Annotated in this window: 7 protein-coding genes and 1 pseudogene; 5 read left to right on the forward strand and 3 right to left on the reverse strand. The window is 65.3% G+C overall.

Going from position 1 to position 16,176, the window contains the following annotated elements; all coding sequences use genetic code 11:
- Positions 1 to 2: 2 nt before the first annotated feature.
- A complete protein-coding gene (locus tag XCSCFBP4642_RS0122455; protein ID WP_029221754.1) occupies positions 3 to 1,508 on the reverse strand; it encodes a CoA-acylating methylmalonate-semialdehyde dehydrogenase in 1,506 nt (501 codons plus the stop codon).
- Between the two features lie 135 nt (positions 1,509 to 1,643).
- On the opposite strand from XCSCFBP4642_RS0122455, the gene XCSCFBP4642_RS0122460 reads away from it, so the two are divergent.
- From XCSCFBP4642_RS0122460 to galA, 4 genes are all read left to right on the forward strand, one after another.
- Complete coding sequence (locus XCSCFBP4642_RS0122460) at positions 1,644 to 3,029, forward strand: helix-turn-helix domain-containing protein (RefSeq protein ID WP_029221755.1); 1,386 nt, start codon at positions 1,644 to 1,646, stop codon at positions 3,027 to 3,029.
- A gap of 358 nt (positions 3,030 to 3,387) precedes the next feature.
- Positions 3,388 to 6,081: a TonB-dependent receptor gene (locus XCSCFBP4642_RS0122465; protein ID WP_029221756.1), complete on the forward strand. Its 2,694-nt coding sequence runs from the start codon at positions 3,388 to 3,390 to the stop codon at positions 6,079 to 6,081.
- 296 nt (positions 6,082 to 6,377) lie between these two features.
- Positions 6,378 to 7,580: a glycoside hydrolase family 53 protein gene (locus tag XCSCFBP4642_RS0122470; RefSeq protein WP_029221757.1), complete on the forward strand. Its 1,203-nt coding sequence runs from the start codon at positions 6,378 to 6,380 to the stop codon at positions 7,578 to 7,580.
- Positions 7,577 to 10,144 carry a beta-galactosidase GalA gene (gene galA, locus XCSCFBP4642_RS0122475; protein WP_029221758.1) on the forward strand — a complete coding sequence of 856 codons (2,568 nt, stop codon included), beginning with the start codon at positions 7,577 to 7,579 and terminating at the stop codon, positions 10,142 to 10,144. Before XCSCFBP4642_RS0122470 ends, galA begins: the two co-directional genes overlap by 4 nt.
- Before the next feature lie 392 nt (positions 10,145 to 10,536).
- On the opposite strand, the gene XCSCFBP4642_RS0122480 is transcribed toward galA, so the two are convergent.
- Positions 10,537 to 12,465 (reverse strand): alpha-L-fucosidase, encoded by a 1,929-nt coding sequence (locus XCSCFBP4642_RS0122480; protein WP_029221759.1) that lies wholly within the window; start codon positions 12,463 to 12,465, stop codon positions 10,537 to 10,539.
- A gap of 329 nt (positions 12,466 to 12,794) precedes the next feature.
- Entirely contained in the window at positions 12,795 to 13,106 is a 312-nt protein-coding gene (locus XCSCFBP4642_RS0122485) for a hypothetical protein (protein WP_029221760.1), read from the reverse strand.
- Positions 13,107 to 13,415: 309 nt separating this feature from the next.
- Between XCSCFBP4642_RS0122485 and XCSCFBP4642_RS0122490 the strand changes: the two are divergent.
- Positions 13,416 to 15,653: pseudogene (locus XCSCFBP4642_RS0122490) on the forward strand (methyl-accepting chemotaxis protein); the annotation flags it as partial.
- Positions 15,654 to 16,176: the final 523 nt, after the last annotated feature.

The raw sequence follows: 16,176 nt of genomic DNA on the forward strand, positions 1-16,176 counted from the left end.
GCTCACTTGAGAGAGATGGTGGTGTTGACGCCATGGCTCAGCGTCTGGTCGTCGAACCAGCGCGCGGTCACGGTCTTGGTCTGGGTGTAGAACATCACCACCTGCTTGCCGTAGGGACCGAGGTCGCCGAGCTTGGAGGCGCGCGAGCCGGTGAAGGAAAACAGCGGCACCGGGACAGGAATCGGCACATTGATGCCGACCTGACCCACATCGATGTCTTCCTGGAAACGCCGCGCGGCCGCGCCGGACTGGGTGAACAGCGCGGTGCCATTGCCATTGGGATTGGCGTTGACCAGCGCGATGGCCTGATCCAGCGTAGCGGCTTCGAGAATGACCAGCACCGGCCCGAAGATTTCCTCGTCGTAGATGCGCATGCCGGGCTTGACCCCGGAAAAGATCGTCGGGCCGACGAAGTTGCCCTGCTCGAACCCCGGCACCTGCGGCGCGCGCCCGTCCAGTTCCAGCGTGGCGCCCTGCTCCACGCCTGAGGCGATCAATGCTTCCACACGCTCGCGTGCGGCGCAGGAAATCAAGGGACCGACATCGGTGCCAGCGGCGCTGCCTGCACCGAGCTTCAGGCTCCTGGCCTTGCTGACGAGCTCCGGAATCCACTGCCGCGCTTCACCCACCAGCACCAGCGTGGAGGCGGCCATGCAGCGCTGGCCTGCCGCTCCGAAGGCGGCGCCGACCATCGCATTGAGGGTTTGTTCCTGGTTGGCGTCCGGCAGCACCACGGCATGGTTCTTGGCGCCCATCATGCATTGCACGCGCTTGCCGGCCAGCGATGCGCGGCGATAGACGTGCGTGCCCACCTTGGTGGAGCCGACGAACGACAGTGCCTTGATCTCCGGGTGGTCGCACAGCGCGTTGACCACGGCTTCGCCCCCGTGCACCACGTTGAGCACGCCCTTGGGGATACCCGCTTCCAAGGCAAGTTCCACCAGCCGCATGGTCACCATCGGGTCCTGCTCGGACGGCTTGAGCACGAAGGTGTTGCCCGTCGCAATCGCCATCGGAAACATCCACAGCGGAATCATCGCCGGGAAGTTGAACGGGGTGATGCCCGCACACACGCCCAGCGGCTGCAGCAGGCTGTAGGTATCCACGCCGGTGGCGACGTTGTTGGCCAGCTCGCCCAGCTGCAGGTTGCCGATGGCCGCGGCGTGCTCCACCACTTCCAGCCCGCGGAAGACGTCGCCTTCGGCATCGGCCAGGGTCTTGCCCTGCTCGGCGCTGAGCAGCGCGGCCAGCTCGGGCATGTGCTCACGAATCAGCTGCTGGTACCTGAGAAAGATACGTGCGCGGGTGCCAATCGGCGTCTTGCGCCAGCTGACAAAGGCACGGCTGGCGGCAGCCACGGCGGCGTCGACTTCGGCGCTGGTGGCGAACGGCACCTGCGCCAGTACCGACTGGTCGGCCGGGTTGACCACGTCCTGCCACTGCTCGCTGGCCGAGACCACCATTTCACCATCGATCAACAGGGACACGCGGGGGACGGATTCGCTCATCACAGGGCTCGCTCGCAAGGGGCATCGGGCCACGCCGGCCCAGTGCTTCGCATTATTCGCACCCTGCCCTGGCATTCCCAGCCATGAATTGCTTAATCGCGCTAAGCTACCTGCAAGATTTTGCGAAATCTGCGAATGCCCCAGTCCCTTCCTACCTTGCGGCACCAGCTGGGCCTGCGCCTGCAGCGGCTGCGCCAGCGCCACGGCCTGACCCAGGCCGAGCTGGCGCGCCGGCTGGGCCTGTCGCCCAGCTATCTGAACCAGATCGAGCGCAACCAGCGGCCGCTGACTCTGGCGATCCAGCAGCGCCTCAAGGCCACGTTGGGCGAGCTGGACGGACTGCACGACCCGGACGACCCGGCCGCCCTGGTCGAGCCGCTGGACGATGCGCTGCGCAGCCTGGGCCACACCTTGTCGCCGCCCGAACTGCGCACGCTCACCGGCAACCTGCCGCAGGTGGCGCAGGCCTTGCTGGACCTGCAGCGCGCCCATCAGCATCTGCTGGAGCGCACTGCCGTGCTGGAAGTACAGGTCGGCGTGGGGCATGCGGCAATGCCGTCGCTGTCGCCCGGCGAGCAGGTACGCGACTACTTCAATCGCGCGCACAACTATCTGCCCGAACTGGACGAACGCGCCGAAGCACTGCACGCCGAACTCGGCGCGACCACCGACAGCCTGCCGCTGCGGTTGCGCCAACGCCTGGCCGATCGCCACGACCTGCTGGTGCAGGAATCGCCCGACCTGCACCATGACAAGCGGCATCTGGATGCGCAGGCGCGCGTGCTGTGGCTGCCGGCGCATCTGCGCCCAGGCCAGCAGGCGTTCCAACTGGCTGCGCAACTGGCCGTGCTGGAATGTGCCCCGCTACTGGAGGCGCGCATCGCCGATGCCGGCTTCGCCGATGCCGAGCGCATCGCGCTGTCGCGGATCGGCCTGTCGAATTATTTCGCCGGCGCGCTGGTGATGCCGTACAGCGATTTCCTGCACAGCGCACAGGCCTCGCGCTACGATATCGAATGGCTGGCGGATCGTTTCGGAGTGGGGTTCGAAGCGGTCTGCCATCGCCTGAGCACCCTGCAGCGGCGCGGCGCGGCCGGGCTGCCGATCTTCTTCATGCGGGTGGACCGCGCCGGCAATGTCTCCAAGCGCCACTCTGCCACCGACTTCCATTTTTCCCACGTCGGTGGCGCCTGCCCGCTGTGGATCGTGTACGAAGCCTTCAACCAGCCCGACCGCATCCTCACCCAGATCGCGCGCATGCCCGACGGGCGGCGCTATTTCTGGCTGGCACGCCAGGTCAGCAGCGGGCCGCCGGGCTACGGCCGCCCGCGCAAGACCTTCGCGCTGGCAATGGGCTGCGACCTGCGCCATGCCGACCAATTGGTCTACGCGCGCGGCTGGGATCTGGGCGCGGTGGACGATGCGGTGCCGATCGGACCCGGCTGTCTGACCTGCGAGCGCAGCGATTGCGTCCAGCGCGCGTTTCCTGCCCTGCCCCGGCTCCCGGCCAGTGCGCGCTGACCGCAAGACCAGAGCGCACGGCCACGACATGGAGCAATCTTTGATCGCCGTTGACCCACGCATGCCGGAGTGTGACGAAGCAGACACTAGCGCTGCACTGCAGCATTCCAAGCCGAGATAGCTCCAGCAAAATGCTTCATTGGAATGGAATGACTCTCGCTTCTACCCTGAAGCGGACACATGCAGGACAGGGGGACGCCAACGCGCTCGTCGAGCGTCTCGGCGCCACACGAACACACCGCAACACGCATGACCGCCTCACGCCACGCCCGCCCATTCGCGCCTCGCACGTCGGCGCCGGCAGGCCGACGCAGCCAACTACCTTATTCGGTCACTTTGTCCTGGGAGGGATCAACCGATGCCTGTTCACCACACCGGCCGCTCGGCCAGCCGGCCTGCGCGCCGCACGCCGGTCCGCGACGTTCTCTGCACCACCATCGCCTGCGTCCTGGCCACCGCGTTCAGCGCGCACGCGCAGGACACCGCGCCCGCCGCGCCGCCGGCCAACGACACCAGCAGCGCCGCCAGCAATGGCCAGGCGCCGGTCACATTGGACAACATCACCGTGATCGGCCAGCGCGCCAGCCTGAATCAGGCCGTGCAGGCCAAGCAGATGTCCGATCACGTCATGGAAGTGATCTCCGCGGACAACATGGGCCAGATGCCCAACGTCACCGTGGCCGAGGCACTGGTGCGCCTGCCCGGCGTCAACGGCACCCGCGACCGCGGCAACGAGAGCCTGGCCACCGTGCGCGGCCTGGGCCCGCGCATGACCATGGGCACCGTCAACGGGCGCGAGATCGCCTCCTCCGAGCCCAATCGCGCGGTGCGCTGGGAAGTGTTTCCCACCGAGATCGTCTCCACCGTCAAGGTCTACAAGACCCAGTCGGCCGACCTGGTGGCCGGTGGCCTGGCCGCCACCGTGGACATCTCCACCATCAGCCCGCTGGACTACTCCGGCCCGGGCTTTGTCGGCACAGCCGGCCCGGTGTTCTACGACCACGCCAAGGACGTGGACGGCTACACCCCCTGGGGCAGCCGTTTTGGCGCCAGCTGGGTGCACAAGTTCAACGACAACCTGGCGGTGGCGTTCGGCGCCACGTACCAGAAGCAGAAGAATGCCAGCTCCTCGATCGGCAGCTGGGGCTATACCGATGCCACCACCTCGCGCGACGTCAACGGCGATGGCACCCCGGATCCCACACCGTGGGGCGCGGCCGACCAGCTCAAGCTGATCGACCAGACCCGCACCGGCGCGATGGGCACGGTGCAGTGGCGCTCGGGCAATTTCGAGTTGAAGTTCGACGGCCTGTATTCGCGCATCGAGATCGACGAAGACCAGCTGCAGAACTGGTTCAACGGCCTGGCCTTCAGCACCTTTTCCGGCGCGACCAATCCGTACACCACCCCGGGCTCGTCCTACACCATCGTCGATGGCGACGTGGTGGCCGGCACCCTGGCCAACTCCAACCTGCAGGTCGACCACGTGGTAAGCCACTACAACGAGGTCAAGACGCTCGCTGCCGGTGGCTTGAATGCCAAGTGGAACGGCGATGTGTGGACGCTGGGCAGCGACCTGTCGTTCTCGCAGGCCAAACGCGACAACACCTGGCAGGCGGTGCGCTTGGGCAGCAACCCGGACACGGTGTCGTTCGATTTCCGCCGCAGCGTCACGCCCACCATCAGCACCAGCTCGGACACGCCCGAATACGGCATCGCCGGCCAGACCGAACCGCAGGCACTGCGCGACAAGATCGCCGCGCTGGCGCTCAATGCCAGCCGCTCGGTCGATGCCGGCCCGTTCACCTCGCTGGAATTCGGCGCACGCGCCGCACGCCGCGAAAAACAGAACCGCCACTTCCTCGGCAACCAGTCCGGCTACGACCAACCGATCTCGGCGTATCAGGACCTGATCTACCCGGTCAGCATGCCCGACTTGAACGTGCCCACGCTGACCGGCGGCAATCTGGCCGAGATCGCGCGGATCGGGTTCGGCGGCTTCGACCCGAGCACGCTCAATGAGCAGATGCTCGACCACTGGAACGTCAAGGAAGATGTGCGCGAAGCCTTCGCCAAGGCGGTCTTCAGCTCGCAGTTGTTCGGCACCGATGTCACCGGCAATGTCGGCGTGCGCCTGGTCAATACCAAGACCAGCAGCAACGGCTTCGATTCGGTCGGCGGCACCGTGCAGCCCAGCAGCGACAGCAAGGAATACACCGACGTGCTGCCCAGCGCCACGCTCAACTTCCTGATCGACGATCAACGCATCCTGCGCTTTGCGGTAGCCAAGGTCATCGCGCGTCCGCCGCTGGACGAACTGCGCACCGGCCGTCGCCTGGACGACCCCACCGTCACCGTGGGCCAGCTCACCGGCAGCGGCGGCAACCCGCAGCTGGACCCGTTCAAGGCCACCCAGGTCGATGTCTCCTACGAGTGGTACTTCCACAAGGAAGCGCTGGCGGCGTTGGCGGTGTATCGCAAGGAAGTGGATTCCAGCATCGGCTACCGTACCGATCGCGAAGTGATCAACGGCCTGGACTACCTGGTCAGCGCGCCGTTCAATGGCGGTGGCGGCTACATCAATGGCGTGGAGCTCACCTTCCAGACGCCGTTCTTCTTCATCCCGCACATGGAGAACTTCGGCGTCTACTCCAACTATTCGCTGGTGGATTCCAACCTCAAGGAATTCTCGCCGGAAGACAATCCGCTGCCGCTGAGCGGCCTGGCCCGCAAGACCGGCACCTTCGACCTGTGGTACAGCAACGGCACCTTCGAAGCGCGCGTGGGCTACAAATACCACAGCCCCTACACGGTGGTGTACGGCTGGAATGCTGCGCGGCTGGCACGCTTGCAGAGCGAAGGCACGGTGGATCTGAGCCTGAACTGGCAGTACAGCAAGCAGCTGGGTTTCCGCTTCCAGGCCGGCAATCTCACCAACGAACCGCTGCGCGCCTACACCGACAACAAGCCCAATCGCCTGGCCAATCAGGACGACGGTGGTTACCAGCTGTTCGGGCGCCGCTACCAGCTGGAGGCGACCTACCGGTTCTAAGCATGGCGGCGAACGCATGACGCGCAGGCGCCGGCAATGCTTGGACGGCATGCAGGATCCGGCAGGTATCTGCCGGGTCCGTGCAGGCCGCCATACACTTTGCGCCTGCACCGTTGCGTTCGATAACCGCCCCACCCACGTCTCCTGCGCCTGCTGCGCCGGTCAGCAGGTGAGTGACCTCCAGAGGCGGAAACAACCTGCAACCCTGGTTGCGATTCCGCGCACCGCCTGCGCTCCACGGCGGCCACATGCAGCATGCTGTCGGCCGCTCCATGTTTGATCTGTCGAGGAATTGCATGCGCACTACACGCCGTCTCTGGATGCCAACGCTGCTGGCGTTGGCGCTGTCTGCCTCCGCACACGCCGCCCAGCCCCCCGCCACGCTGTATCTCGGTGCGGACCTGTCCTACGTCAACGAGATGGAAGAATGCGGCGTGCAGTACCGCGAAAACGGCGTGGTGCAGGACCCGTTCGAACTGTTCCATGCGCACGGCGCCAATCTGGTGCGGGTGCGGCTGTGGAACGATGCGCGCTGGACCCGCTACAGCGACCTGTCCGACGTCAAGAAGACCATTGCCCGCGCGCGCGCACAGGGCATGCAGGTGCTGCTGGACCTGCACTATTCCGACGATTGGGCCGATGGCGAAAAACAGCTGATTCCCAAGGCCTGGGCCAGCATCACCGATACCGACGAGCTGGCACGCACGCTCTACGGGTTCACCTACGACACGCTCAGCGCGCTCGACCGCGCCGGGCTGATGCCCGAACTGGTGCAGGTGGGCAATGAAAGCAATTCCGACCTGATGGACAGCCAGCCCTGGGACAAGAAGCGCCCCATCGACTGGCAGCGCAACGCCAAGCTGTTCAACGCCGGCATCAAGGCGGTACGCGACATCGGCGCACACTCGGCGATCAAGCCACGGGTGATGCTGCATATCGCCCAGCCGGAGAACGTGGAGCCGTGGTTCGCCGCCGCCACCAAGGCCGGCGTCACCGACTTCGACCTTATCGGCATCAGCTACTACCGCAAGTGGTCGACCCAATCGATGGCGCAGCTGGGCAAGACCATCAAGCGCCTGCGTGGTCGCTTCGATGCCGACGTGGTGGTGGTGGAAACGGCCTACCCGTGGACGCTGGCATCCGGCGATACCTCGCACAACCTGCTTGGCGAAGACTCGCTGATTGCCGGCTATCCGGCCACGCCGCAAGGCCAGTCCAAGTACATGATCGACCTCACCCAGCTGGTGATCGACACCGGCGGTGCCGGCGTAGTGTATTGGGAACCGGCCTGGACCAGCAGCAGCTGCAAGACGCGCTGGGGCACCGGCTCGTCGTGGGAAAACGCCAGCTTCTTCGATTTCCGGCACGGCAACGAGGTGCTGCCGGCGATCGACTTCATGCAGCACCGTTACACCGGCGCACCGCCCTCGTACACGCCCGCAGCGCACACGCCTGTATCGGCAACACCGGCAGACGTCGGCACGAGGACACGGCCATGACCGGCATCAATCGCCGCGAGGTGCTGCGCGGCATGCTTGCAAGCGGCGTGCGCGCGGCACTCCCGGTTGGCACCGCTGCGGCCCTGGGGCCTGGCGTTGCCGCCGCCGCACCGACGGCTGCCCAAACCACCGCGCCGGTTAGCGCATTGGGTGACGCAACACTGGCGCCACGCGAGCGCCTGCTATTCGATTTTGGCTGGCGCTTTCATCTGGGCCACGCCAGCGATGCCTCACGCGATTTCGACTTAGGCACCTTCCAGCGCACCTTCGCCAAGGCCGGCAAGGACACCGCCACCGCCGCGCAGGCGGGCTTCGACGACAGCGGCTGGCAGCCGGTGGACCTGCCGCACGATTGGGCCGTGACCCTGCCGTTCCGGCAGGAGCCGATCTCGGCCACGATGACCGAGGAAGACCCGGCAGCCGCACATGGCTACAAGGCGCTGGGGACCAGCTTTCCTGAAAACAGCGTGGGCTGGTATCGGCGCACGCTGCAGATTCCGGCCAGCGACCTGGGCAAGCGCATCTGCCTGGTATTCGACGGTGTGTTCCGCGATTGCATCGTGTTCTGCAATGGCCACATTGTCGGCCGCCATGCCAGCGGTTACTGCGGGTTCGAGGTCGACCTCAGCGAAGTGCTCGACTACGGCAAGCCCAATGTCATCGCCGTGCGCGTGGATGCCACCCGGGGCGAAGGCTGGTTCTACGAGGGCGCCGGCATCTACCGCCACCTGTGGCTGCAAAAGATCGACCCACTGCATGTGCCGCAGGACGGCGTGTTCGTGCGCAGCAGCATCGACTCCGGCAACGCCACCGCGCAGGTCTCCACCGAAGTGCGCAACGACGGCATCGCGCCGCGCCAGTGCGTCGTGCAGACGCGCATCAGCGCGCCCGACGGTCGCGTGGTTGCGCAATCGGCCAGCACGGCCATCACGCTGGCGCCGGGGCAGCTGCAGCAGATCGAGCAGACCCTGCCACTGGGCCAGGCCATGCTGTGGTCGATCGACACCCCGCAGCTCTACAGCGCCACCACCAGCGTGCACAGCGACGGTCGCGCCACCGATGCGGTGGTGAACCGGTTCGGCGTACGCAGCATCGCCTTCGACGCACAGCGCGGCTTCCTGTTGAACGGCACCCCGCTCAAGTTGCACGGCACCAACAACCACCAGGACCATGCCGGCGTCGGCACCGCCATCCCGGACGCCTTGCACGAATGGCGCCTGCGCCAGCTCAAGTCGATGGGCTGCAACGCCTACCGCAGCTCGCATAATCCGGCCACGCCGGAACTGCTGGCCCTGTGCGACCGCCTGGGCATGTTCGTCATCGAAGAAACCCGGCGTATGTCCACCGATCCCGAGGCGATGGGCGAGCTGGAAACGATGGTGCGACGCGGGCGCAATCATCCCAGCGTCATCCTGTGGTCGCTCGGCAACGAAGAACCGCAGCAGGTCACCGAGCGCGGCGCGCGCATCGTGTCGCGCATGCAGCAGCGCGTGCGCCAGCTCGACCCCACCCGCCCGACCACCTTCGCCATGGACAAGGGCTTTGGCGATGGCGTCGGCCAGGTGGTGGACGTGGTCGGCTTCAATTACCGCACCAGCCAGATGGATGGCTTCCACGCGCAATACCCTGACATTCCGATCTACGGCAGCGAAACCGGCAGCACCGTGTCGGTACGCGGCAACTACCAACGCGACGACGCACGCGGCTACACACGCGCCTACGACCTGGACCACCCCTGGTGGGCCAGCACCGCCGAAGCGTGGTGGAGCTATGTCGCCCAACGCCCCTATATCGCCGGCGGCTTCATCTGGACCGGCTTCGACTACCGCGGCGAACCCACGCCCTACAACCGCTGGCCGAATGTGGCCTCGCAATTCGGCGTACTCGATAGCTGCGGCTTTCCCAAGGACAACTACTGGTACTACCGCGCGCAATGGACCAGCGACCCGGTGCTGCATCTGTTCCCGCATTGGAACTGGGATGGCCTGCTGCAGGCCGACGACAACGGCCACGTACAGGTCTGGTGCCATAGCAATCTCGACGCCGTGGAGTTGCTGGTCAACGGCGTCAGCCAGGGCCTAAAGCAGGTGCCCACTTACGGCCATGTCGAATGGCGCGTGGCGTATGCCGCGGGCGCGATCGAAGCGCGCGGCTATCGCGGCGGCACGCTGGTGCTGAGCCAGCGCCGCGAAACCGTCGGCAAGCCGGCCGCGATCCGCCTGAGCTGCGATCGCGATGCATTACGCGCCGATGCCGAAGACGTGGCTGTGGTGAAGGTGGAAATCGTCGATGCGCAAGGGCGCATGGCGCCGAGCGCCGACAACCAGGTGCAGTTCGCGCTACGTGGACCTGCGCGCCTGATCGGCCTGGGCAACGGCGACCCGGCCAGCCACGAGAACGACAAGGGCAACAGCCGTCGCGCGTTCAACGGCCTGTGCATGGCGCTGCTGCAGACCACTCGCGCCGCCGGCGCGCTGGTAGTGGAAGCGCGCGCACCGGGGCTGCCCCCGGCACGGCTGGCGTTGCGCAGCGAGCAGGCAAGAACACGGCCTTCGGTGACCTGATCGGCAGGACGACGCGATGGACACCGCGCATGCCGCCGGCCCGAGGCGTCTCAGGCCGGTGCCTGGCCGGGCCCATTACGCCGCGCGGAGCCACCAAGGCGAGGTGGCAAGAGGAGCCCTGACTGCCCCGGCAGATGAAACAGTTCCATCGCCGCCAAAGCTTCAATCACCGGACCTGCTGTTCTTCCGCCTAAGCCATTCCCATCTGCTGTTCTTACGATGGACGCACGCAGGGCCGCACGCCAACGCCCACCGCTACGCGGCGATCGTGGCCGGCGGTTCACTCCGGCGCAGGGCCTGTACTCCTCTCACGCGTTGCCGGATCCGTGACGCTGCATCGCCGCTGCCATGCACAACCAACCGCCGTGCATGGCGAGAAACCCCGTGTCCCGTCAGCGCAACCGGGAGAAGGCACCGATGCCGGCGATCGATAGCCGCGCGGCAGGCACTGCCGTTTCTGCGAACGACAGCCGCAGGTAGCGCAGTTGGCGGACCTCAGGGAAATTCAGACGCTGGGTCGCAAGTGCATAGGCGATATTGGACAGCTCGCCGGCACCGGCCGGCTGCCAGTGTTGACCATCTTCGCTGGTTTCGGCGCGGTAGCCCTTCGGCGGCGCCGCGCCGGTCGTCGCCGTGCGCGATGGCGTGAGGCTGAAGCCGGCAACGTCACGCCGCTCGCCAAGGTCGATGGTCACCTGCACGGGGTGGCCAGGTGTGGGAGCGGGCACGGTCCAGATCGTGCCTGCATCATCGTCCAGCAATGCCTCCGCTCCCGGCGCGCTGGCCTGCACTATGCGCCAGCCTGCGGTTGACAGCACATCCGGCGCGTTCGCCGTCGGCCGCGCAACCGGGACGGGCGCAACCGCGCGGAACAGCGCGAATTCGCTGATCGCCGGGCAGACCGGCGCCTCAAGCACGACCAAACGCACACGGCGCGCGGTGACCGGGCGATCGAGCCGCAGGATCCGCTGTGCACCGATGCACTGCGCCTCGGCCAACCGCTGCCATTGCTGCCCCACCTCGGCTTCGATCGCGAAACGAGTGACACGCACGCCCAGCGGCAGGTACTCGCGCAGCCGGATCAGGTCAAAGCTGTGCGCCGCAGACAGCTCCAACGTCAGCGTGGGCGTGGTGATCTCATCCGGCGTGGACCAGTAGCTGTCCGGTTGATGGTCGAGCACGCGCGCCGGCTCGAACCCGGCACCGCGCGACGCGCTGGCACTGGCCTTGCCGCCCTTGGCCAGATCGATGGCGAAGCTGGCGCGGATGGCATTACCGAAACTCTGCAGCACCGCCACGTCGTGTTCGGCGATGCGGCCGCGTCGGTCGGGCGGAAGATTGAGATTCATGTTGGTGCCGCGCGCGACCGAGGTATCGAAGTAGCGCACCAGGTTTTCCGGACTGCGCACCTTGCCGTCTTCATCGGCATGGTAGAACCAGCCCGGGCGGATCGAGGTGTTGGTTTCGGCCGGCCACCATAGTGCCGCCCCGCGCACGCCGACATTGCCGTTTTCCTGAGTATAGGGCGCATTGGGCATGGTCGGCCAGCATGGATCGCCAGCAACGCCGTCCTCGTTGCCAACCCAGCGGATATCCGCACCGAGCGGGTCGAAGGTGCAGGCCATCGGCTGGTGCTGATGAACTAACGCAATCGTCTGCGGCCAGTTGTAATACGCAGGCGCATCGATCTTGCGCGACTCGCGTGCGCCACCGTAGTAGCCGTCGCCGCCATTGGCGCCATCGAACCAGAATTCGAACAGGTCGCCATACCTCGTGCAGAGTTCGACGATCTGCTTGCGGAAGTAATCGAGATAGCCGGGGCGGCCATACTCGGCGTGGTTGCGATCCCAAGGCGAAAGGTAGATGCCGAAGGCCAGGCCAGCGCGTCGGCACGCCGCTGCCATTTCGCCGACGATGTCGCCCTTGCCGTCCTTGTAGGGCGAATTGCGAATGCAATGCTCGGTCAGGCGTGTCGGCCAAAGACAGAATCCATCGTGATGCTTGGCGGTGAAGATCAGCCCTTTCAGATTGCCGGCCTTGGCAGCGGCGACGATTTGATCGGCAGAGAAATCGCTGGGATCGAATCTGCGCGGATCTTCGTCGCCGTAGCCCCATTCCTTGTCGGTGAAGGTGTTCATCGCAAAATGCACGAAGGCGTATTGCTCCCACCGATGCCACTGCAGCTGACGTGCGCTGGGCACGGCGCCCCACGGCGCCGGGCCATTCGGACGCGGCGCCGCCGTGATCCGAGCGGCGGATGCGCCGAAACTTGCGGCAACGGCCACGACACCTGTGGCAAGAAAGGTACGACGATCGATCATTAGCGCCTCCAACTCTGCACGAGTCCGGATCTTAGCGTTTCCAACCGCCGAAGGGGTCTGACCAGAAGCCGCCGGCGGTGATGCAAAGCTGGTGAAGCCCAGTACTGCGCTGCAGCCTTGCGATGCTGCAACGCCCACGATGACGGCACCATTTGCCAGCAATGACAACGACATCACCAGAAAATCTTTCTAAGACGTCGTACGAGAAGTGGCCAGCAAGAAGACCGCGCCTTCAAAGCAGCCGCATGAAAGGCGCCTTCGGCACCTGATCGACGACAACTGCTCTACAGGACACCAGGAGCTGATTGCCCTGCCCTGCGCGCTGTTGATCAACCTGACGCATCGTCCGATGACGCGTTCAAATCGCGCGGAAAATAACGGCGAAACTTCTCTTCCCACGCCTGGAATTGCTCCAGCGTATAGCCATCCATCGGCCGTTCCACCTGTGCGGTCGCCTTGTTCTGGGCTACGACGGCAATGCGCTGGGACGACAATTCGTCCCAGGCTTTTCTGAGCGCGGCAGGCTCGGGATGCGAGACCAGCATGGCCTCCAGCAAGGTGGCCTGCGCAACGCGCGCAGCCAGCAGATCGCTGAGCGCATCGGTGACGGCCTGCATCCATTCGTGGTTCTGGGTATCCATGCGTGCATGTCGGACGTCGGTGTGGGCTGCGACTCTAACGCGGCCGCCGACACGATCATGTGCAATGAGGGCTGCGCCCGCCGCTGCCGCAGGCTGCCACGTCAGCAGTCTGCAGCCCCGCCCACAGCATCTGCCAGTCGGGTATTTCCCGACCTGTTGACAACGGCGACGCGGAGCTAAATCCATTGGCCTTGGCGGATCAAGTTTCCACACTACGCGTCGTTATCCACGGTGCCGACCCGATCCTCATGCGATCTTCACACGACTGGTCAGACCGGCACCTTCTAAACCTGGACACGGGACTGCCGCATGACCGCCTTACTGCAACGCTATTCCGTCGGCCGCCGCCTTGGCGCCGCATTCGCCCTGTTGATCCTGCTGTCGGGTCTGCTGGTTGCCATCGGCTTGAGTTCGATGGCCAGCGCCAAGAAACAGCTGGACTTCATCGTGCTCGACCGCATGGCCAAGATCCAGATGGGCAACGGGATGCTGGATGCCAACTCGTCGATCATGATCGCGCTGGGCACCTACGCCATGGCCACTAGTGCCGAACTCGACAAACAGGCACTGGAGACGATCAAGACCCAGCGCCAGCGCTACAAGGATCTGCGCGCAAGGCTCGAGACGCTGCCCAGCTCCGAAGAAGGCCGCAAGATTCGCACGGAGATGGACGCGCTGCGTGCGGTTTCCGGCAAAATCAATGACGAAGTGATGACCCTGGCAGCCGCTGATGACAATACGCCTGCCCAGACTCTGCTCAACCAAAAGGCGCGCCTTGCCAATATCGCCTGGCAGGACAAGATCCGCGAGCTGGTGAGCCGGCAGGAAGAGCAAAGTCGGCAGGCCTATGCGGAAACCGTGCAGTCGATGAATCGCGCCAAGCTGCTGTTGCTGATCGGCGGAGTCGCCGTGGTCACGATCAGCGGCCTGCTGGCCTGGCTGATCACCCGCAGCCTGACCCATCCGCTGGCCCGCGCCACCAAGGCCGCCGAAGCGATTGCCAACGGCCAGCTGGACAACCAGGTGCAGACCGATGCCCGGGACGAAACCGGCCGCCTGCTGCGTGCCATGAGCGGCATGCAGGCCCAGTTGCAGTCCCTGTTGCGCGCGCAAGGCGAGATGGCCAAGCGTCACGATGATGGGCAGATCAGTTTCCGTATCGATGCCGATGCATTTCCCGGCGATTACGGCCGCATGGCGCAGGACACCAATGCGCTGGTGGCCTCGCACCTGGCGGTGCAGACCACGCTCGCACGCATCATGGGCCGCTACGCCATCGGCGACCTGAGCGAGAGCATGGCGGCATTGCCGGGCGAAAAGGCCGTGCTCACCCAGACCATGGATGAAGTCAAGGCCAACCTGTCGGCAATGAATGCAGAGATCAAGCAGCTGGCGCTGTCGGCAGCCAATGGCGACTTCAGCGCGCGTGGCGATGCTGATCGTTTCCAGTACGATTTCCATGTCATGGTCGACAGCCTCAACCAGCTGATGGCCACTGCCGACGGCAACCTGCAATCGTTGTCGACGCTGTTGCAATCCATCGCAGCCGGCGATCTGACCGCGCGCATGAGCGGCGACTTCAAGGGCGTGTTTGCACAGATGCGCGACGACGCCAACGCCACGGCCACGCAGCTGGCGGAGATTGTCGGGCGCATCCAGCAGTCGGCAGTGTCGATCAATTCGGCTGCGAGCGAAATTGCCGCCGGCAATCAGGATCTTTCCCAGCGCACCGAACAGCAGGCCGCCAACCTGGAAGAAACCGCCGCCTCGATGGAGGAACTCACCTCCACCGTCAAGCAGAATGCCGAACATGCGCGCCAGGCCAATCAGCTGGCGATCGGTGCGGCCAGCGTCGCCTCGCAAGGTGGCGATATCGTCAGCAAGGTCGTGGGCACCATGACCGGCATCGAAGCCTCGTCCAAGAAGATCGCCGACATCATCAGCGTCATCGACGGCATCTCGTTCCAGACCAACATCCTGGCGCTGAACGCTGCAGTGGAAGCCGCGCGTGCCGGCGAACAAGGGCGTGGCTTTGCCGTGGTTGCCAGCGAGGTGCGCACCCTCGCCCAGCGCTCCACCGCCGCGGCCAAGGAGATCAAGGGCCTGATCGACGATTCGGTCGAACGCGTGGCTGAAGGCTCTGCCCTGGTGCACACCGCAGGCACCACCATGGCCGAAATCGTGGCCAGCGTGCAGCGCGTCACCGACATCATGGGCGAAATCTCTGCCGCTTCGCAGGAGCAGTCCTCCGGCATCGAGCAGGTCAACCTCACCGTCACCCAGATGGACGAGACCACCCAACAAAATGCCGCACTGGTGGAAGAAGCCACCGCGGCCGCCCGCTCGATGGAAGACCAGGCCGTGCAGCTCAGGCAGGCGGTGTCGATCTTCAAGATCGAAGCCGAACGCCCGACCACCATCCGCGCTGCCGCGCCCACCGTACTGCAGTCCAAGAGCAAGCCGGTGGCCGCGCCCAAACGCGAGCTCGCCATGGCCGCGGTCAAGCGCCCGGCCNGGGAATGGATTGTTCCAATGAAAGAAAGCCATGTCGTCACCCATCCAGCAACAACTCCGCGATTACATCACCGCCCCCTTCGGGCTCCTGCAAATAAAGGATGTCCATGTCGGCAACGTCCGGGCCTCCGAAATCAACATCACGAGTCGCGAAGCCACGATCCACGCACTAGAACTCTTTGACCGCGCGGATGAGCGCTCTCGAAGGGTGCGCCTCGGCAAGAACCGGACACTCTCCCCCCGAGCCCCTGCCCTCGGCTCGCTTGCTCTCGGTCGAGATCTCGGACTACCTGGGACGCCGCGACCGGTGCTGCCTGGCCAAGGAGACCATCGACGCCACGGCTCGCGAATCGCGGGTGGTGACATTCCCGTCTCGCGCACCGACCACGCTCACGTCTACAAGCTTTGCGGCCTGATGCGTCGGGCACCACTGCTTCTGCTGCCCGACTTCAAGTATCGGGACTACACGTTCGAGCAGGACGGTTGCCCTCGGCAAGGAACTCGGCGTGGCGCCCCCGGCTCCCGCCACGCTGGAGAAGCACCGGCGGTTCCTGGT

Source organism: Xanthomonas cassavae CFBP 4642, assembly GCF_000454545.1.
Classification (GTDB): domain Bacteria; phylum Pseudomonadota; class Gammaproteobacteria; order Xanthomonadales; family Xanthomonadaceae; genus Xanthomonas; species Xanthomonas cassavae.

What these genes read in the sequence shown, in the direction of transcription:
- galA (WP_029221758.1), top strand. Translation starts at nt 7,577, where the DNA reads ATGACCGGCATCAATCGCCGCGAGGTGCTGCGCGGCATGCTTGCAAGC.
- XCSCFBP4642_RS0122470 (WP_029221757.1), top strand. Translation starts at nt 6,378, where the DNA reads ATGCGCACTACACGCCGTCTCTGGATGCCAACGCTGCTGGCGTTGGCG.
- XCSCFBP4642_RS0122485 (WP_029221760.1), bottom strand. Translation starts at nt 13,106, where the DNA reads ATGGATACCCAGAACCACGAATGGATGCAGGCCGTCACCGATGCGCTC.
- XCSCFBP4642_RS0122460 (WP_029221755.1), top strand. Translation starts at nt 1,644, where the DNA reads ATGCCCCAGTCCCTTCCTACCTTGCGGCACCAGCTGGGCCTGCGCCTG.
- XCSCFBP4642_RS0122480 (WP_029221759.1), bottom strand. Translation starts at nt 12,465, where the DNA reads ATGATCGATCGTCGTACCTTTCTTGCCACAGGTGTCGTGGCCGTTGCC.
- XCSCFBP4642_RS0122465 (WP_029221756.1), top strand. Translation starts at nt 3,388, where the DNA reads ATGCCTGTTCACCACACCGGCCGCTCGGCCAGCCGGCCTGCGCGCCGC.
- XCSCFBP4642_RS0122455 (WP_029221754.1), bottom strand. Translation starts at nt 1,508, where the DNA reads ATGAGCGAATCCGTCCCCCGCGTGTCCCTGTTGATCGATGGTGAAATG.